At 70.1% G+C, this 18,555-nt stretch carries 15 protein-coding genes, 1 pseudogene and 1 riboswitch; of the genes and pseudogenes, 8 read left to right on the top strand and 8 right to left on the bottom strand.

What is annotated here, in order from left to right; all coding sequences use genetic code 11:
• Nucleotides 1-87 precede the first annotated feature (87 nt).
• A complete protein-coding gene (locus ACZ4UB_RS14900) occupies nucleotides 88-1,134 on the bottom strand; it encodes an SIS domain-containing protein (protein ID WP_468070438.1) in 1,047 nt (348 codons plus the stop codon).
• 638 nt (nucleotides 1,135-1,772) lie between these two features.
• Here ACZ4UB_RS14900 and nagB point away from each other — a divergent pair.
• Nucleotides 1,773-2,558 (top strand): glucosamine-6-phosphate deaminase, encoded by a 786-nt coding sequence (gene nagB / locus ACZ4UB_RS14895; RefSeq protein ID WP_468070437.1) that lies wholly within the window; start codon nucleotides 1,773-1,775, stop codon nucleotides 2,556-2,558.
• A 77-nt stretch (nucleotides 2,559-2,635) separates the two neighbouring features.
• Here nagB and ACZ4UB_RS14890 read toward each other — a convergent pair whose 3' ends face one another.
• The 4 genes from ACZ4UB_RS14890 to ACZ4UB_RS14875 all read right to left on the bottom strand — a co-directional run bounded on the left by ACZ4UB_RS14890 (nucleotide 2,636) and on the right by ACZ4UB_RS14875 (nucleotide 7,381).
• Nucleotides 2,636-4,126, bottom strand: a complete 1,491-nt coding sequence (locus tag ACZ4UB_RS14890; protein ID WP_468070436.1) for a glycoside hydrolase family 3 protein — start codon at nucleotides 4,124-4,126, stop codon at nucleotides 2,636-2,638.
• A gap of 7 nt (nucleotides 4,127-4,133) precedes the next feature.
• On the bottom strand, nucleotides 4,134-5,021 hold the full coding sequence (locus tag ACZ4UB_RS14885) for a carbohydrate ABC transporter permease (RefSeq protein ID WP_399262553.1): 888 nt from the start codon (nucleotides 5,019-5,021) through the stop codon (nucleotides 4,134-4,136).
• A complete protein-coding gene (locus tag ACZ4UB_RS14880; protein WP_467960889.1) occupies nucleotides 5,018-6,016 on the bottom strand; it encodes a carbohydrate ABC transporter permease in 999 nt (332 codons plus the stop codon). The genes ACZ4UB_RS14885 and ACZ4UB_RS14880 overlap by 4 nt, the downstream gene beginning before the upstream one ends.
• 75 nt (nucleotides 6,017-6,091) lie before the next feature.
• Complete coding sequence (locus tag ACZ4UB_RS14875; RefSeq protein WP_468070435.1) at nucleotides 6,092-7,381, bottom strand: extracellular solute-binding protein; 1,290 nt, start codon at nucleotides 7,379-7,381, stop codon at nucleotides 6,092-6,094.
• Nucleotides 7,382-7,672: 291 nt separating this feature from the next.
• Between ACZ4UB_RS14875 and ACZ4UB_RS14870 the strand changes: the two genes are divergently transcribed.
• The 3 genes from ACZ4UB_RS14870 to ACZ4UB_RS14860 all read left to right on the top strand — a co-directional run bounded on the left by ACZ4UB_RS14870 (nucleotide 7,673) and on the right by ACZ4UB_RS14860 (nucleotide 11,098).
• Nucleotides 7,673-8,437 (top strand): GntR family transcriptional regulator, encoded by a 765-nt coding sequence (locus ACZ4UB_RS14870; RefSeq protein WP_354382394.1) that lies wholly within the window; start codon nucleotides 7,673-7,675, stop codon nucleotides 8,435-8,437.
• A gap of 262 nt (nucleotides 8,438-8,699) precedes the next feature.
• The gene (locus ACZ4UB_RS14865; RefSeq protein WP_354382393.1) at nucleotides 8,700-10,904 is read left to right on the top strand and encodes a carbon starvation CstA family protein; all 2,205 of its coding nucleotides are present in this window, start codon (nucleotides 8,700-8,702) and stop codon (nucleotides 10,902-10,904) included.
• Nucleotides 10,901-11,098 carry a YbdD/YjiX family protein gene (locus ACZ4UB_RS14860; protein ID WP_354382392.1) on the top strand — a complete coding sequence of 66 codons (198 nt, stop codon included), beginning with the start codon at nucleotides 10,901-10,903 and terminating at the stop codon, nucleotides 11,096-11,098. The genes ACZ4UB_RS14865 and ACZ4UB_RS14860 overlap by 4 nt, the downstream gene beginning before the upstream one ends.
• Nucleotides 11,099-11,149: 51 nt before the next feature.
• Here the strand turns inward: ACZ4UB_RS14860 and ACZ4UB_RS14855 are convergent.
• Nucleotides 11,150-11,491: pseudogene (locus ACZ4UB_RS14855) on the bottom strand (Uma2 family endonuclease); the annotation flags it as partial.
• Between the two features lie 73 nt (nucleotides 11,492-11,564).
• Here ACZ4UB_RS14855 and ACZ4UB_RS14850 point away from each other — a divergent pair.
• From ACZ4UB_RS14850 to ACZ4UB_RS14840, 3 genes are all read left to right on the top strand, one after another.
• Entirely contained in the window at nucleotides 11,565-12,062 is a 498-nt protein-coding gene (locus ACZ4UB_RS14850; protein ID WP_468070434.1) for a GNAT family N-acetyltransferase, read from the top strand.
• 51 nt (nucleotides 12,063-12,113) lie between these two features.
• A riboswitch (cobalamin riboswitch) is annotated at nucleotides 12,114-12,245 on the top strand.
• A 166-nt stretch (nucleotides 12,246-12,411) separates the two neighbouring features.
• Nucleotides 12,412-14,814 carry a ribonucleoside-diphosphate reductase subunit alpha gene (locus ACZ4UB_RS14845; RefSeq protein WP_468070433.1) on the top strand — a complete coding sequence of 801 codons (2,403 nt, stop codon included), beginning with the start codon at nucleotides 12,412-12,414 and terminating at the stop codon, nucleotides 14,812-14,814.
• A complete protein-coding gene (locus tag ACZ4UB_RS14840; protein ID WP_468070432.1) occupies nucleotides 14,814-15,830 on the top strand; it encodes a ribonucleotide-diphosphate reductase subunit beta in 1,017 nt (338 codons plus the stop codon). The genes ACZ4UB_RS14845 and ACZ4UB_RS14840 overlap by 1 nt, the downstream gene beginning before the upstream one ends.
• A gap of 50 nt (nucleotides 15,831-15,880) precedes the next feature.
• Here ACZ4UB_RS14840 and ACZ4UB_RS14835 read toward each other — a convergent pair whose 3' ends face one another.
• Entirely contained in the window at nucleotides 15,881-17,308 is a 1,428-nt protein-coding gene (locus ACZ4UB_RS14835; RefSeq protein WP_468070431.1) for a recombinase family protein, read from the bottom strand.
• A gap of 236 nt (nucleotides 17,309-17,544) precedes the next feature.
• On the opposite strand from ACZ4UB_RS14835, the gene ACZ4UB_RS14830 reads away from it, so the two are divergent.
• Nucleotides 17,545-17,667, top strand: a complete 123-nt coding sequence (locus ACZ4UB_RS14830) for a hypothetical protein (protein ID WP_354382388.1) — start codon at nucleotides 17,545-17,547, stop codon at nucleotides 17,665-17,667.
• 219 nt (nucleotides 17,668-17,886) lie between these two features.
• Here the strand turns inward: ACZ4UB_RS14830 and def are convergent, their stop codons facing one another.
• Nucleotides 17,887-18,522: a peptide deformylase gene (def, locus tag ACZ4UB_RS14825; RefSeq protein ID WP_354382387.1), complete on the bottom strand. Its 636-nt coding sequence runs from the start codon at nucleotides 18,520-18,522 to the stop codon at nucleotides 17,887-17,889.
• Nucleotides 18,523-18,555: the final 33 nt, after the last annotated feature.

Genomic DNA, 18,555 nt, shown 5'->3' with positions numbered 1-18,555 from the left:
TGGGTTCCTAGACAGCTCCCACCACACCGGAGGTCTTCGTCATGTTCAAGACCTACCGAGTGTCAACAACGCTCGTGATCAATACACCTAGTGCGTCTCGGTGACCTTCGCCAGGGCGCGCGGGGCGTCCGGGTCCTGACCCCGGGCGATGGTCACCTCATGGGCCAGCAGCTGGAGCGGCAGGATCTCCAGCAGCGGCTGGAGGGCCTCCGGGACGCCGTCGCCGGGCAGTGCGAATCCGCTGGTGGCGGCGGCGACGCGGGCCGGGGAGCCGATCACGCACAGGTCGGCGCCGCGCCCGCGCAGCCGGTCCAGGACCGGCTGCAGGGCATCGCCGCCGCGCCCGTCGGGGACCACCGCGATCACCGGGAAGATGTTGTCGACCATGGCGAGCGGGCCGTGCAGCAGGTCGGCGCCGGAGTAGGCGAGGGCGGCGATGTACGTCGTCTCCATCAGCTTGAAGGCGGCCTCCCGCGCGGTCGGGTAGCCGAATCCGCGCGAGGTGACGACCATCCGCTCGGCGAAGCGGTACCGGGCGGCCAGGGTGCGCACCTCGTCGCGCCGGGCCAGCACCTCCTCGGCGAGCGCGGGCAGCCCGCGGGCCGCGGGGACGCCGTCCGCCTCGCGCAGGGCCTCGCTGAAGAGGTACAGGGCGAGGAGGGAGGCGGTGTACGACTTGGTCGCGGGCAGCGCCTTCTCCGGGCCGGCCAGTACGTCGATGCGGTGCTCGCAGACGGCGGCGAGCCCGGAGTCGGGGTTGTTGGTGACGGCCAGGGTCACGGCGCCGGCCGCGCGGGCGGCGCGGGCGGAGGCGATCAGGTCCGGCGAGCCGCCGGACTGGCTGATGGCGATGACCAGTACCCCGTCGAGGCGGGGGCGGGAGCCGTAGGCGGTGACGGTGGACATCGAGCTCAGCCCGCACGGCAGGCCGTGGTCCACCTCCAGGAGGTACTTCGCGTAGAGCGCGGCGTGGTCGGAGCTGCCGCGGGCGGCGAGCAGCACGAAGCGGGGGTGCTGCGCGGCGATGGCCCTGGCGGTCTCGCGGATCGGGGTGGCGGCGTCGGTCAGGATGCGCTGCCAGGTCGCGGGCTGCTGGCCGATCTCGGCGGCCATCATCGTCCCGGGTCGTTCCATCCCCCCAGTCTCCCCCGCCACCCCCGGCCCCGCCCGCCGCATCCATCCCCGCCGACGCGTGAGGCGCCGCCACATCCATCCCCGCCGACGCGTGAGGCGCCGCCACATCCAGCCCCGCCGGCGTTCGAGACCCCGCCACATCCAGCCCCGCCGGCCTTCGAGACCCCGCCATTCCAGCCTCGCCGGCGTTTGAGGCGCCGCCGGAGGCACCACCGGCCGGGACGTGCCCAATCGCCCGCGCTCAATCGCCGCGCGGCTCCCGCTGCCTCCGGCGGCGCCTCAAACGCCGGCGAGGCTGGAGTGGGCTGGCCCCGTGCCTCAAAGACCAGCGGAGCTGAATGGGCAGGCCCGTGCCTCAAAGACCAGCGGAGCTGGAGTGGGCTGGCCCCGTGCCTCAAACGCCGGCGGAGCTGAATGGGCAGGGCCGTGCCTCAAGGACCAGCGGAGCTGGATGGGCTGGCCCCGTGCCGGAGACGCCGGCGGGGCTGGAGTGGGCAGGCCGAGCGGGCGACGGGCCCCGGGGGGCCGTTGCGCAGGACGGGTGGGGGGAAACGGCTCACCATGGGAGGCGGCAGAAGGGCACGGTTCTGCTAGATTGGTCTATACCACACGTACCTTCTCAGATCGGCAGGCAAAGCGTGGAAGTTGTCATCGTCCCGAACGCCACGGCAGGCGGAGAGCTCATCGCGGAGGCCATGGCGGCCCTCGTCCGCCGCAAGGCCGACGCACTGCTCGGCGTGGCGACCGGCTCTACCCCGCTGCCCATCTACGAGGCCCTCGCGGCCAAGGTCAAGGCCGGCGAGGTCGACGCCTCCCGCGCCCGGATCTGCCAGCTCGACGAGTACGTCGGCCTCCCCGCCGGGCACCCCGAGTCCTACCGCGCCGTCGTGCTGCGCGAGGTCGTCGAGCCGCTCGGCCTGTCCGAGGACTCCTTCATGGGCCCCGACGGCTCGGCCGAGGACATCGTGGGCGCCTGCGAGGCGTACGACCGCGCCCTCGCCGAGGCCGGCGGCGTGGACCTCCAGCTGCTCGGCATCGGCACGGACGGGCACATCGGCTTCAACGAGCCCTGCTCCTCCCTCGCCTCCCGCACCCGGATCAAGACGCTGACGGAGCAGACCCGCGTCGACAACGCGCGCTTCTTCGACAACGACATAGACCAGGTCCCCCACCACGTCATCACCCAGGGCATCGGCACCATCCTGGACGCCCGCCACCTGGTCCTGCTGGCCACCGGCGAGGGCAAGGCCGAAGCGGTCGCGCAGACCGTCGAGGGCCCCCTGTCGGCCCTGGTCCCGGCCTCCGCGCTGCAGCTGCACCGGCACGCGACCGTCGTCGTCGACGAGGCCGCCGCCTCGAAGCTGAAGCTGGCCGACTACTTCCGCCACACCTTCGCCGCCAAGCCCGCCTGGCAGGGCCTGTAGCCCGTCGGCGGGTGAACGCGCGAAAGGCCGGGCGCCCCCGTGACGGGTGCCCGGCCTTCCGCGTACGCGGGGGCTGGTCAGGCCCCCGCGATGACCTCCGCCGCTGCCTGTCCGCAGACCCGCGAGGCCCCGTGCGTCTCGATGTACAGCGCGCCGCGCGCCCGCTCCCGCGGCAGCCCCATCTCGACGACGACCGTGTCGGGCCGGGCCGCGACCAGCGCGTCCAGGGCCGTGGCCATCCACCCGTGCCGGTGCGCGTCGCGGACCACGGCGACGACCGTACGGGCGCCCGCCGCCGCCAGGATCTCCTCCACCGGCGCGTCCTGCCCGAACTCGCCCGAGGCGGTGTCGGGGAGCAGCTCGGCCAGGGCCGCCGCCACGCCCCACGGGGTCTCGTCGCCCACCGCCATGTTCGGCGCGGGCGCGAGCGTGGCGACGTACGGCGCGGTCACGGGCGACCGGGTGCCGCTGACCCGCAGGGCGCGGCGGGCCGCCGCGAGACCGATGCCGGGCGCGCTCCCCTCCTGCTGCGCGCCCGGCGCCCCGGCTTCGCGGACCTGTCGGGTCCAGGCGGCGAGGGCGCGCACCCGGGCGGCGGCGTCGGCGAGCCGCTCCTGCGGGAGGGCGCCCTCGCGGACGGCCTCGACCAGCGCGTCGCGCAGGCCGAGCACGGTGGCCTCGTCGCAGAGGCCGCCGCCGACGCAGATCGCGTCGGCGCCCGCCGCGATGGCGAGGACGGTGCCCCGCTCGATGCCGTAGGTGGCGGCGATGGCCTGCATCTCCATGCCGTCGGTGATGATCAGGCCCTCGTAGCCGAGTTCCTTGCGCAGCAGGCCGGTGAGGATCTGCGGGCTCAGGGTGGCGGGCCGGGTCGGGTCGAGCGCGGGCACCAGGATGTGCGCGCTCATCACGGCCTTGGTCCCGGCGGCGATGGCGGCCTTGAAGGGCACCAGTTCGCGGGCGTAGAGGGTGTCGAGGTCCGCGTCGATGCGGGGCATCGCGTGGTGGGAGTCCACGTTGGTGTCGCCGTGCCCCGGGAAGTGCTTGGTGCAGGCGGCGACTCCGGCGGCCTGGAGCCCCTCGACGTAGGCAGCGGTGTGCCGGGCCGCGAGCTCGGTCTCGGCGCCGAAGGAGCGTACGCCGATGACCGGGTTGTCCGGATTGGAGTTGACGTCCGCGGACGGCGCCCAGTTGAGGTTGACCCCGCACTCGGCCAGGCGCCGGCCCAGCTCGCGGGCGACGTCGCGGGTGAGCCCGGTGTCGTCGACCGCGCCGAGGGCCAGGTTCCCGGGGAAGGAGGAACCGCCCCGCACCTCCAGGCGCGTGACGTCACCGCCCTCTTCGTCGATCGCGACGAGTACGTCGTCCCGCTCGGCCCGCAGTTGGGCGGTGAGCGCGCTGAGCTGCTCGGCCGAGACGATGTTGCGGCCGAACAGGCCCACGGAGGCGAGGCCCTCGCCGACCAGGCGCAGTACCCAGGCGGGGGCGACGGTGCCTTCGAAGCCGGGCTGGAGGACCGCGAGGGCGTCACGGGTGATCGTGTCGGTGCGTTCTGCGAGGACAGTCATGGGTCCGTTATCCCTTCACAGCGCCGGCGGTGAGACCCGCGGCCATCTTCCGCTGGACGAGGAGGAACAGCACGACGATCGGCAGCGCCATCATGGTGGAGCCGGCCATCATCGGGGCGAACTCGGTGCCGTGCTTGGTGGTGAAGTTGCCGAGCCAGACGGTCGCGGTCTGGTTCTGCTGGCTCATCAGCATCAGGGCGTAGAGGTACTCGTTCCACGCCTGGATGAAGGCGTAGACGGAGGTGGCGACCATGCCGGGGGCCAGCAGCGGGAAGACCACCCGGATGAAGGCGCCGGTCGGCGTGCAGCCGTCGACCATGGCCGCTTCCTCCAGTTCCTTCGGGATGTTGACGATGAAGCCGCGCAACGTCCAGACGGTGAAGGGGAGGATGAAGGTCAGGTAGGTGATGATCAGGCCGGTGAGCTTGTCGTACTGACCGAGGTCGTTCAGCAGCAGGAAGACCGGGATGATCATCGCGACCAGCGGGATCATCTGGACGGCGAGGATGCCGACGATGACGACCTTGCGGCCGCGGAAGGCGAAGCGGGAGATGGCGAGCGCCGCCAGCATGCCGACCGCGATGCCGATGACGACCACGACGGAGGAGACGATCAGGCTGCGGCCGACCGGGCCCCAGAAGTCGGCGATCTCCAGCGCGCGCTTGAAGTTCCCCAGCGTGAACGTGGTGGGGAAGAACTTCGGATGCGGGTCGATCGCATCCTTCTCCGGCTTGAAGGCCGTGTTGAGCATCCAGTAGACCGGGAAGCCGACGACGGCGAAGACGAGCAGGCCGCCCAGGTTCCAGCCGAGCTTGGACTTCTTCCGGCTCGCCTTCGGCGCGGGGCGCGCGGCGGAAGAGGTCGCGGTGGGCGGGGTCGCGGTGGTGGCGGTCATTCCACCTCTCCGATCTTGAGCATCTGGCGCATGTAGACGGCGACCACACCGAGCAGCAGCAGGACGGTCACCAGGGCGATGGCGGAGCCGCCCGAGTAGTCGTTGACCACGAAGGCCTGCTGGTACGAGTAGGTCGTCAGCAGCTGGAACTCGGCCTCGGGGTTGCCGTTGCGCATCACGAAGACCTGCGGGAAGACACCCATGTCCCAGATCACCGAGAGGGTCGTCAGCATGACGATGATCGGCTTCAGGATGGGGAGGGTGACGTGCCGGAAGACGCCCCAGGCGCCGGCGCCGTCGAGGCGCGCGGCCTCCTCCAGCTCCTTGGGCACCTGCGTCAGACCCGCGCTCAGGGTGATGACCACGAAGGGCACCGCGCCCCAGACCACGAGGAGCATGATCACCGCGAGGCCCTGGGGGCCGTTGGCGAACCAGTTGTGGCCGATCATGTCCACGCCGGGCAGCTTGCTCAGGATGTAGTTGAGGACGCCGTAGTTGGTGTCGAAGAGCCACTTGAAGACGGCCGTGGCGACGATGATCGGCATGCCCCAGCTCGCCACCAACGCGATGTTGATGAGGGCCTTGACCCAGCCGGAGACCTTCTGCAGCAGCAGTGCGATCAGCATGCCGATGACCATGGTCAGGACGACCGCACCGACCGCGAAGATCACCGTGCGCAGCACCACGGCCCAGAAGACCCCGTCGCCGAGGACCTTGGAGAAGTTGTCGAAGCCGACGAACTGGGCTTCCTTGAAACCCCAGAGTTCGGACTTGCCGAAGCTCTGGAAGGAGAGGGACACCAGTCTGAAGAGCGGGTATCCCATGACGAGCGCGATGACCAGCAGGCACGGCGCGAGCAGCAGCCAGGGAGTGGAACCCGAGCCCTTGCGGGGGCCCGTTCCTCCCGGCTTGCCCGCGTTCCCTGTCTTCGCTGCGGTGGAAGGCTTCTGGTCCGCCGGCGGCAGATCGGCGGTGGTTGTCTGTGCGGCACTCATCGCGTGCTCCTCGGGGGTCCCTCTCTTGACGGGCAGCAGGGCCCCGCCGGTCCGGCGGGGCCCTGCTCACTCAGGTCACTTGGTGTTGATGACCTTGTCGATCGCGGCGTCGGCGTCCTTCGCCGCGGCCTCGACCGTCTTCTTGCCGGTGCCGATCTCCACGAGCATGGTCTGGAGGAGCTTGCCCTTCTCGACCTGGCCCCAGCCGGGCGCGGTCGGGACGAACCAGGAGGACTCGGCCGCGGTGGCCGAAACCTGGGTCTTCGGGTCGGCCTTCAGCGGAGCGAGGTCCGTCTTGTTGTTGGGCAGGTTGCCCTTGGCGATCAGGCCCTTCTGGCCCTGCGCGCCGGTGAAGACGTTGATCCACTCGGCCGCGACGTCCTTGGCCTTGGACTTCGACGGGACCGCGAGGTCCGAGCCGCCGAGGAAGACCGGCAGGGCCTTGCCGTTCGGGCCGGGCATCACGAAGGTCTCGACCTTGTCCTTCAGGCCACCGACCTTGTCGTTCTTCGGGGTGGCCGCGTCAGCGCCCTCCCAGCCGGCGGAGAAGATCGCCGCGGCGTTGCCCTGGCCGAAGACGACCGGACGGTCCGACTCGTCCTTGGTCTTGTCCGCGTGCATGTACTTGTCGAGGAGCTCCTTGTACTGCTTGAGCCCCTTCAGCGACTCGGGGGAGGACAGGTTCGCCTTCCACTTGTCGCCGTCCTTCTTGGCGATGCTGCCGCTCGCGTCGTAGACGAAGGACATCGCGGCGTACCAGTCCGGGGAGGGCTGGTAGAGGGCGCTGAACTTGTCGCCCTTCGCCGTCTGGATCTTGTCCAGCGCGCCGGTCAGGTCGGCCCAGCTCTTCGGGGCGGCGGTGACGCCGGCCTCGGTGGCGAGGTCCTTGCGCCAGGTGCCCACACGGCCACCGGCGTAGTAGGGGACGCCGTAGGTCTTGCCGTCGTAGGTGACGGATTCCTTCAGGGCGTCCAGCCAGGTGCCGGAGTTCTCGAACTTCGACGCGTCGAGATCGGCGAAGGCGCCGGTCGACATGTAGCCGATCATCTCGGAGTTGCCCATCTCGACAACGTCCGGGGCCTTGTCCGTGGCGAGCACGGCGTCCAGCTTGGCGTTCTTGTCCGGCCAGCCGTAGTACTCGTGCTTGATCGTGAGACCCGGGTGCTTCGCGACAATCGCGTCGTCGGCCGCCTTCACCAGGTCCGGCCAGTTGTTCTGGGCGTCAACCGTCAACCAGACGGTCAGCTCCTTGGCACCCGAAGCCTTCTCGGTCTCGGAGCCCCCCTTGCTGTCGGAGCCACCGCACGCCGCCAGGCCGATAACCATGCCCGCGACTCCAACCGCCGCGATGAGCTTGCGCTTCACGCCACCCTCCTCAGGGATGCCTGCCTGCACTTCCCTTGCCCGCCGCGGTGACATACGCGAAGTACCTGACGTGGGGCCGGGATCTGATCCATATTGGTTTAGACCAGTAGTCGGAGCTTGGCCTAGACCTTTAGGGGTGTCAAGGGTCTAATGAGCGGGTGATCGGTCCGTTACCGGACCGACACCTGAGGTGCGGGCGAGGCCCGCCCCGCGGCCCGTGTCACGATGTGACCGCACATATCGGAGGAGCCGGTGACGGCAGCGAAACTGGAGTCGGGAAGGCGGGCGGCGATGGCCACCGAAGGGGCGACCACGGAGCCGGAAGGCGGGGCAGCCACTCGCACCGCACGTGTGCCCAAGTACTACCGACTCAAGCGGCACTTGCTCGACATGACCGAGACCCTGCCGCCCGGCACCCCGGTACCGCCGGAGCGCACCCTGGCGGCCGAGTTCGACACCTCCAGGACCACCGTCCGCCAGGCCCTCCAGGAGCTGGTGGTCGAGGGACGACTGGAGCGCATCCAGGGCAAGGGCACCTTCGTGGCCAAGCCCAAGGTCTCCCAGCCGCTCCAACTGTCCTCCTACACGGAGGACATGCGGGCGCAGGGCCTGGAGCCCGCCTCCCAGCTGCTCGACATCGGGTACGTGACGGCCGACGACACCCTCGCCGGACTGCTCAAGATCACCACCGGTGGACGGGTGCTGCGCATCGAGCGGCTGCGCCTGGCGAGCGGCGAGCCGATGGCCATCGAGACCACGCACCTTTCGGCCAAGCGCTTCCCCGCGCTGCGCCGCTCGCTGGTCAAGTACACCTCGCTCTACACCGCGCTGGCGGAGGTGTACGACGTCCGGCTCGCCGAGGCCGAGGAGACCATCGAGACCTCGCTGGCCACCCCGCGCGAGGCGGGACTGCTGGGCACCGACGTCGGCCTGCCCATGCTGATGCTGTCCCGGCACTCCCTGGATGCCGACGGCGAACCCGTGGAGTGGGTGCGCTCGGTGTACCGCGGCGACCGCTACAAGTTCGTGGCCCGCCTGAAGCGACCGGCGGTCTGAGCTCCGCCGCCCGAGTTCCACCGCCCGAGCTCCCGCACCACCGCACGTTTTCGGCCGGGGACGCGCCCGCCCCCGCGTTCCCGGCCCGCACCCCCTGGCCGTAACCGCTCCATCGTTATACGTTCGAGGCCCCGCGGCGTCGACCCGCCCCGCGAACCGTAGTTGACTCACGTACCGCTATGCGGACGGGGGCTTTCGTTCATCGGGCGGTCCCCGTAGATTCCCTGCGCTCACGCAGATGATCAACGAGGGGACGAGGATCATGCCGGAAGCTGGACCCCAAGCAACAACCGGGCGGTCGGGAGGCGGGGCGCTCACCCCGAAATCCATCGCCATCTGGGTCGCGGTCGCCCTCGTCGGCGCCGTCGGCTGGGGCGTGCTCGCCCTCTCCCGCGGCGAGGAGATCTCCGCCGCCTGGCTGCTCGCCGCCGCCCTGGGCTCGTACGCCATCGGCTACCGCTTCTACGCGCGTTTCATCGCGGAGCGCGTGCTCAAGGTGGACAAGACCCGGGCCACCCCGGCCGAACGCCTCGACAACGGTGTCGACTTCCACCCGACCGACCGTCGGGTGCTCTTCGGCCACCACTTCGCGGCCGTCGCCGGCGCGGGCCCGCTGGTCGGCCCGGTGCTGGCCTCGCAGATGGGCTACCTGCCGGGCACCATCTGGATCGTCGCGGGAGTGATCTTCGCGGGCGCCGTCCAGGACATGGTGACCCTGTTCTTCTCCACCCGGCGCAACGGGCGTTCGCTCGGCCAGATGGCCCGGGACGAGATCGGCCCCGTCGGCGGCGCGGCCGCCCTGGTCGCCGTCTTCATGATCATGATCATCCTGCTGGCGGTCCTCGCCCTGGTCATCGTCAACGCGCTGGCGGACTCCCCCTGGGGCGTCTTCTCCATCGGCATGACCATCCCGATCGCCCTCTTCATGGGCTTCTACCTGCGGGTGCTGCGCCCGGGTCGGATCACCGAGGTCTCGCTCATCGGCGTCGCCCTCCTGCTGCTCGCCATCATCGCGGGCGGTTGGGTCGCCGAGTCCTCCTTCGCCGACGTCTTCACGCTCGACAAGGAGACGCTGGTCATCTGGATGGTCGGCTACGGCTTCCTGGCCTCGGTGCTGCCGGTGTGGATGCTGCTCGCCCCGCGCGACTACCTCTCCACCTTCATGAAGGTCGGCACCATCGGCCTGCTGGCCGTGGGCGTGGTCATCGCCATGCCGACGCTCAAGATGCCCGCCGTGACCGACTTCGCCTCCCGCGGCGACGGACCGGTCTTCGCCGGTTCGATGTTCCCCTTCGTCTTCATCACCATCGCGTGCGGGGCCCTGTCCGGCTTCCACGCCCTGGTGTCCTCGGGCACCACCCCGAAGATGATCCAGAAGGAGACCCAGGTCCGGGTCATCGGATACGGCGCCATGCTGACCGAGTCCTTCGTCGCGATCATGGCGGTCATCGCGGCCTGCATCATCGAGCCGGGCCTCTTCTTCGCGGTGAACGCCCCCAGCGGCCGGATCGGCACCACGGCCCTGGAGGCCTCCCAGGCCATCGGCGGCCTCGGCTTCTCGATCACCCCGGACGCCCTGACCCAGGCCGCCAAGGACATCGGCGAGACCAGCCTGCTCTCCCGCACGGGTGGCGCGCCGACCTTCGCACTCGGGATGTCGGAGATCTTCTCGTCCGTCGTGGGCGGCACCGCGATGAAGGCGTTCTGGTACCACTTCGCCATCATGTTCGAGGCCCTGTTCATCCTGACCACGGTCGACGCGGGCACCCGGGTCGGCCGCTTCATGCTCCAGGACACCCTGGGCAATGTGCACAAGTCCTTCAAGGACGTCAGCTGGAAGCCGGGCGTCTGGTTCGCGAGCGCGATCGTCGTCGGCGGCTGGGGCTACTTCCTGTGGGTCGGCGTGAAGGACCCGCTGGGCGGCATCAACCAGCTCTTCCCGCTCTTCGGCATCGCCAACCAGCTGCTGGCCGCCGTCGCGCTCGCCGTCTGCACCACGCTGCTGGTGAAGTCGGGGCGGCTCAAGTGGGCCTGGGTGACCGCCGTCCCGCTCGCCTGGGACGTGGCCGTGACGCTCACCGCCAGCTACCAGAAGATCTTCTCGGACGACGCGACCATCGGCTTCTTCGCCCAGCGCGACAAGTACCTCGCCGGCATCGACGCGGGCAAGGTCCTCAAGCCCGCCAAGACCATGGACCAGATGCACACCGTGGTCACCAACGCCACGGTCGACGGAGTCCTCTCCGCCGTCTTCGCGATCCTGATCGTCATCGTCCTGCTGGACGCGGCCCGGACCTGCCTGAAGGCCGTCCGCGACCCGCAGGGCACGACGCTCTCGGAGGTCCCGTGGACCGAGTCGAAGATCATCGCGCCGGCCGGTCTGATCCCGACGGCCGCCGAGAAGGCGGAGCTGGCCGCCGCGGGCCTGGACACGGGCGGTGGCCGGGTCAAGGAACCGGTGTCGTGAGCACGCTCCGGGCGGCGCTGGGCCGGATCCGGTTCTACGTCCGCGAGTTCTCGGGCGAGTCCGCCTACGAGCGCTACGTCGCCCACGCGCGCGGCCACGACCCGCACGCCGAGGTGCCGACCCGCCGGGAGTTCGAGCGGGCCCGCACCGACTCCCGCGAGGCGGACCCCCGCGAGGGCTTCCGCTGCTGCTGAGAGGTGCGCGCAGGGCCCCCGTCCCTCCCGGACGGGGGCCCTGCGGCGTACTCAACGCACCCAGTCCTTGAGGGGCTCGGTGTCCAGGGTGATGCTGACGGGGTCGGGGAGCTTGGCCTCTCGCCCGAAGGCAGCGGTGCGCACGGTCTCGTAGCCGGCACCGTCCGGGTCGCTGTGGACGAGGACCAGGCCCTTGGAGCGGTCGATCAGCAGGTAGACGGGGATGCCCGTCTGCGCATAGGCGAGGGGCTCCTCGATCCGATCGCGCCGTTCCGTATCGGAGTCCCAAGAGGTCACCTCGACGGCCATCAGGATCGGGCTCGGATCCGCCCAGTCACCCTGTCCGACGAACGCGCCCTCGTGCGCGAGCACCACGCCCGGGATGGCGCGGCCGTTGCCTTCCTCGACGGTGCTCCTTTACGACGGTAGCGCCGCCCACCGACACACGTCCCGCACACTCGACGCCATGGACATCACCATCCGGGCGGCGCTGCCCGCCGAGTACGAAGAGTTGGGCGAGATCACCGCGCGGGCCTATCTGGACGACGGCTTGCTGGGGCCCGAGAGCGGCGCGTTCTACCTCGCCGTGCTGCGGGACGTCGCGGCGCGGGCCGCCGGGGCCGAGGTGCTCGTCGCCGTGCACGACGGTCGGCTGCTCGGCGGAGTGACCTTCGCCGCACCCGGCAGTCCACTTGCCGAGATCGCCGGTCCCCGCGAGGCGGAATTCCGGATGCTGGCGGTCGCGTCGGAGGCCCGCGGGCGCGGCGCGGGCGAGGCCCTGGTGCGCGCCTGCATGGCCCGCGCACGCGAGCTGGAGGGCGTCACCCACCTGGTCCTGTCCACCAAAGCGGCCATGCTGGGGGCCCACAGGATCTACGAGCGCCTGGGCTTCACCCGGACCCCGGAACGGGACTGGGCGCCGGTCCCGAGCGTCCCCCTCCTGACGTACCGCGTGGAGTTGTAGCCACGCCGACACAACATGTGGGGGGTCGCGCACGGGGCGGCCCCCACATGTATGCTCGTGCTCGCTGTCGCCGCAGGGGAATCCGGTGCGAATCCGGAACTGTCCCGCAACGGTATGAAACGCACCCAATCACCCATTGGGGCTGCCGCAAGTCCGAGGACCTGCCGACAGCGCGCCCGGACCGACCGGTCCGGACGCCGACACGTCCGGGCCTCGTGGTTGGGCCGGTGGACGTCATGTGCTGACGCGCGACCGGCCTGCCCGGATCCGCGCGTCCGAACGCGCGCATGGCCGCCCTCCGCTTCCCGCCTCCGAGCCTTCCGGAGCCGAGCGAGGGAGAGCCCCCCACGTGACCATCGCGCCTGCCGCACCGCGCGCCGAGTCCGCCCAGCCCGAGGCCACCGAGGGGCCTGGCGCCGCGCTGTTGCGCACCCTCACCGACCTCACCGTCGACCTGGTCGACACCGACCCCGGCCGGGTCGCCGCCGCCGCGCTGCGGGGCCGCAGCGCCGTGGCCGACGAGGCCGAGCTGCGCGGGCTGGCGACCGAGGCCGCCGCGGGCCTGATCTCGGAGGACCCGCAGTACTCCCGGCTGGCCGCCCGTCTGTTGACGCTGGCCATCGCCGAAGAGGCCGCGGGCCAGGGGGCCACCTCCTTCTCGGCGTCCGTCGCCGTCGGTCACCGCGAGGGCCTGATCGCCGATCGCACCGCCGAGTTCGTCGAGGCGCACGCCGCCCGCCTGAACGCGCTGGTCGAGCACGCGATCGCCGAGGGCGCCGACGACCGCTTCGGCTTCTTCGGCCTGCGCACCCTGCACAGCCGTTACCTGCTGCGCCACCCGATCACCCGTCAGGTCGTCGAGACCCCGCAGCACTTCATGCTGCGCGTGGCCTGCGGCCTGGCCGACAACACCGCGCCCAATGGAACGAGCGTCCAGGCCGTCGAGGAAGTGGCCTCGCTCTACCGGCTGATGAGCCGCCTCGACTACCTGCCGTCCTCCCCCACGCTCTTCAACTCCGGCACCCGGCACCCCCAGATGTCCTCGTGCTACCTGCTGGACTCCCCGCTCGACGAGCTGGACTCGATCTACGACCGCTACCACCAGGTCGCGCGCCTCTCCAAGCACGCGGGCGGCATCGGCCTGTCGTACTCCCGCATCCGCGCCCGCGGTTCGCTGATCCGCGGCACCAACGGGCACTCCAACGGCATCGTGCCGTTCCTCAAGACCCTCGACGCCTCCGTCGCCGCCGTGAACCAGGGCGGCCGCCGCAAGGGCGCCGCCGCCGTCTACCTGGAGACCTGGCACGCGGACATCGAGGAGTTCCTGGAGCTGCGCGACAACACCGGCGAGGACCAGCGCCGCACGCACAACCTGAACCTCGCCCACTGGGTGCCGGACGAGTTCATGCGCCGCGTGAACGCGGACGCCGAGTGGTCGCTCTTCTCCCCGGCCGACGTGCCCGAGCTGGTCGACCTGTGGGGCGACGAGTTCGACGCCGCCTACCACAAGGCCGAGGCCGCGGGCCTGGCCCGCAAGACCATGCCCGCCCGCGACCTGTACGGCCGGATGATGCGCACCCTCGCGCAGACCGGCCAGGGCTGGATGACCTTCAAGGACGCCTCCAACCGCACGGCGAACCAGACCGCGGAGCCGGGCCAGGTCGTCCACTCCTCGAACCTGTGCACCGAGATCCTCGAGGTCACCAACGACGGCGAGACCGCCGTCTGCAACCTCGGCTCGGTCAACCTCGGCGCCTTCGTCCTCGCGGAGACGGGCGAAATGGACTGGGAGCGGCTGGACGAGACCGTCCGCACCGCCGTGACCTTCCTCGACCGCGTGGTCGACATCAACTTCTACCCGACCGAGCAGGCGGGGAACTCCAACGCCCGCTGGCGTCCGGTGGGTCTGGGCGCGATGGGCCTGCAGGACGTCTTCTTCCAGCTGCGCCTGCCCTTCGACTCCGCCGAGGCCAAGGCCCTGTCGACGAAGATCGCCGAGCGCATCATGCTCGCCGCCTACGAGGCCTCCGCGGACCTGGCCGAGCGCCACGGCCCGGTGCCGGCCTGGTCGCAGACCCGTACCGCGCGCGGCGTGCTGCACCCGGACCACTACGCGGACGCCACGCAGTACTGGCCGGAGCGCTGGAACGCGCTGCGCGCCCGGATCGCCGAGACCGGCATGCGCAACTCGCTGCTCCTCGCCATCGCCCCGACCGCCACCATCGCCTCGATCGCCGGCGTGTACGAGTGCATCGAGCCGCAGGTCTCGAACCTCTTCAAGCGCGAGACCCTCAGCGGTGAGTTCCTCCAGGTCAACGCCTACCTGGTGGACGAGCTGAAGAAGCTCGGCGTCTGGGACGCGCAGACCCGCGAGGCGCTGCGCGAGTCCAGCGGTTCGGTCCAGGGCTTCGGCTGGATCCCGGCCGACGTGCGCGCGCTGTACCGCACCGCGTGGGAGATCCCGCAGCGCGGTCTGATCGACATGGCGGCGGCCCGTACGCCGTACCTCGACCAGTCGCAGTCGCTGAACCTCTTCCTGGAGACGCCGACCATCGGGAAGCTCTCCTCGATGTACGCGTACGCCTGGAAGCAGGGTCTGAAGACCACGTACTACCTGCGCTCGCGCCCGGCGACGAAGATCGCCCGGGCCGCGCAGGCCGCCACCCCGGTGGCGCTCCCGCAGGCCGACGCCGACGCCGAGGCGCTCGCCTGCTCCCTTGAGAACCCCGAGTCCTGCGAGGCCTGCCAGTAATGAGCTCCACCGCCAAGAAGAACCTGCTCGACCCGGGCTTCGAACTGACCCTGCGTCCCATGCGCTACCCGGACTTCTACGAGCGCTACCGGGACGCGATCAAGAACACCTGGACCGTCGAGGAGGTCGACCTCCACTCGGACGTCGCCGACCTGGCGAAGCTGACCCCGGGCGAGCAGCACATGATCGGCCGCCTGGTCGCGTTCTTCGCGACGGGCGACTCGATCGTCTCGAACAACCTCGTGCTGACGCTGTACAAGCACATCAACTCGCCCGAGGCGCGCCTGTACCTCTCGCGCCAGCTCTTCGAGGAGGCCGTGCACGTCCAGTTCTACTTGACGCTGCTCGACACCTACCTCCCCGACCCGGACGACCGCGCGGCGGCCTTCGACGCGGTCGAGGAGATCCCCTCGATCCGCGAGAAGGCGCAGTTCTGCTTCAAGTGGATCAACGAGGTCGAGAAGCTGGAGCGGCTGGAGACGCAGGCCGACCGCCGTCGCTTCCTGCTGAACCTGATCTGCTTCGCGGCGTGCATCGAGGGCCTGTTCTTCTACGGCGCCTTCGCCTACGTCTACTGGTTCCGCTCGCGCGGCCTGCTGCACGGCCTGGCGACCGGGACGAACTGGGTCTTCCGGGACGAAACATGCCACATGAACTTCGCGTTCCAGGTCGTGGACACGGTCCGCAGCGAGGAGCCGGAGCTCTTCGACGACGAGCTCCAGCAGCAGGTCGTCGACATGCTGAAGGAAGCCGTCGACGCGGAGCTGCAGTTCGGCCGCGACCTGTGCGGTGACGGCCTGCCGGGCATGAACACCGAGTCGATGCGCGAGTACCTGGAGTGCGTCGCGGACCAGCGCCTGGTCCGGCTCGGCTTCGCGCCGGTCTACGGCTCGCAGAACCCGTTCTCCTTCATGGAGCTGCAGGGCGTGCAGGAGCTGACCAACTTCTTCGAGCGCCGCCCGTCGGCCTACCAGGTCGCGGTCGAGGGCACCGTCGATCTGGACGAGGACTTCTAGTCACGTCAACGGTGCCCCTCCCGGATCCCGCCGGTCCGGGAGGGGCACCGTCACGTTCGGCGCGGAGCATCCCCCGAGGCGGGCGCCTTCACGATCACCTCGATGAGAGCAGGATCGAACGGGGCGTTCCGAGTGCGCCCCTTGGGGAGCGGCTGTACCACGACCGAGCTGACGACCGACGCGATCACCTCCCGCTGGCCCTTCCTGTCCAGCAGCTGCCAGCTCTCGGCACTGAGTCCTGCCCTCCCTTGCACGAACTCCTCGACATGACGCTCTAGCAGGTCGGCACGACGCCCGACTTTGCGGCACCCCGACGAAGAACAGCGGTAGGAGGCATGCCGATTGGTGCCGTGTGCAGGATGTCCGCCCATCTTGGCGCCACACCTCATGCCTGCCCCGTCCCTGTAGCCGCATCTCAGGAAGCCGGAGAGAAGGTACTTGCGCGTCCGTTCGGACTCCTCGAGCCGCGCCTGCCGCCCAGGGCTGGCGCCACTCCCCCTGGACCGTGACGCGTACCGGTCTTTGTAACCCCTCCGCTCGCCGTTCGGCGAATACCAGCGGTCACAACGGCCGACCAGCTTCCACCACTCCTCAGGGGTGGCGATCGCTTGCCAGGCTCCGACCGTGGGGGCTCCGCTTTCTCTGTCGCACACAAGAGTCCCGTCGAGAAGGCGATAACCGCAGATGGCGGGGTTCGTGAGCATCGCTTGCACGGTGGGAATCGTCCATCTACCTCCGCGCACGGTGGGCACCATATCGGCCGTCAGCCAGTCGGCGATCGACATCCATGTCGCCCCGGAGAGCGCCCGGTCGATGGCCTCTCTCAAGTAGGCCGATTCGAAAGGATCAAGCACGGCGTTCGTGGAACGCCCCTCGGCCGCCTCCGACCCGAGCCACCCGAACCGCCGCTGCCCGCCCGACCCCAGCCCTTCCCCGGCCCGATCCCTGATGGAGCGTCGCCGACGTCGCCCGATCCGGTCCGTCTCCACCTGTCCCTGCGGCTCGGCCCCGCCTTCGATGTCCTTCAGCACCGTGGGAATCTCCACGAGTTCACGGGAGTCCACCAGGTAGAGACAGCCATCACTTCGGACCGCGAGTGCCCTGAGCAGACCGATATAGTCGCGTGCCGTTCGGGCCAGACGCTCCTGCTCCACCGCAATGACACCGCTGATAGGGAATCCCGCCACCGTCCTGCGTGCAAGGAGATCCCTCACCATGCGCTCGAATGCCGGGCGCACGATATCGGGATTGGCCGCCGAGATTCCGTCGTCGGTGTACAGACAGACCACGGCCAAACCGAGTCTGCGCGCTTCGGCCAGATTGTTGAGGTGCTGGCGCCTGGCAGCACCTTCGTGAGAGCGGCTGATCCGCGCGTAAGAAACAACGGGTATGCGATCGCCCAGCCACTGGGCGAAGTCGCCTCCCCCCGCCAGACACTGGGTGAGATCCGTGGCCGTCTCCCACCTGAATGCCGACACGACGCCCCCTTGCACATTGATCAGTTATCGGTCATTCATTTGAACGAGAGTCGCACGATTGCGTTACGGCTTCCCCGTGGGCCCGTACGCCGCCACCTGACCGGAATCTGCCGTCCGTTTGGCCTGATCCGCCGCGACCCGTCAACACGGGCTGACGTACGGTGGGGGCCACCCGGCCCGGACCCGCCGCGCAGCGCCCGGCCCCCGGGTCCCGCAGCCGACCCACAGGGGTTCCCATGTCTCGTACGCTCCGCACGCTCACGGCCCTCGCCTTCGCCGCCCTGATGCTCGGCGGTACGGCGGCCACCGCCTCCGCCACGGACACCGGCTGGACGATCATCGGTCACGCGCGCCCGTGACCCGGCCCACGACCAGAGGCCCCGCTCCTGTTCCCGGAGCGGGGCCTCTCGTACGGCTCTCGTGCGCCTTCGGACTCAGCGCTCCTCGCCAATGGCTGCCCGGAGCCAACTGACCGGGCGGCTGCGGCCCGATCGGCTCCGGCGCCCGCGCCACGCACGCGATCAGCCCCGGCCCGGGTTCACCCGGTCGGGGCTGGAGCGGGGTCGGGGCGCCTGGGGTCAGGCGTTCGGGACCGTCTCGTAGCGCGGGGTGCCCTCTTCCATCTGGCGCAGGGCGTCCTTGCGGTCGCGCTTGGAGAGGCGGTCGATGTACAGGTAGCCGTACAGGTGGTCCGTCTCGTGCTGGAGGCAGCGCGCGAAGTAGCCGGTGCCCCGCACCTTGATCGGGTTGCCCTGGGCGTCCTGGCCCTCGACCTCGGCGTAGTCCGGGCGGGCCAGGGCGGCGTAGGCGGTCGGGACCGAGAGGCAGCCCTCGTTCGAGTCGTCCAGCACCCGCGCGGCGGCGGGCAGCTCGACCAGCTTCGGGTTGACCACCACACCGGTGTGCCGGTTGCCGTCGTCGTCCGGGCAGTCGTAGACGAAGACCTTGGCGTCCACGCCGATCTGGTTCGCGGCCAGGCCCACGCCCTCGGCGGCCTTCTGGCTGGCGAACATGTCGTCGATCAGCTGCGCCAGCTCGTCGCCGAACTCGGTGACGTCCTTGCACTCGCGGTGCAGGACGGGGTTGCCGACCACCGTGATCGGGCGGGCGGTGCCGCGCTCGCGGTGGGCCAGCTCACGCTCCGCACAGTCCTCGGTGTCCACGACGTATCCGTCGTTCACGGTCTCGACGACCTCGTTCTCCTGCTGCGCCATGTCCGCCGTACGCCTTCCCTAGGTCACCGATGT

Source organism: Streptomyces sp. NPDC028419, assembly GCF_055565515.1.
This window is presented reverse-complemented; position numbering and strand designations above follow the sequence as displayed.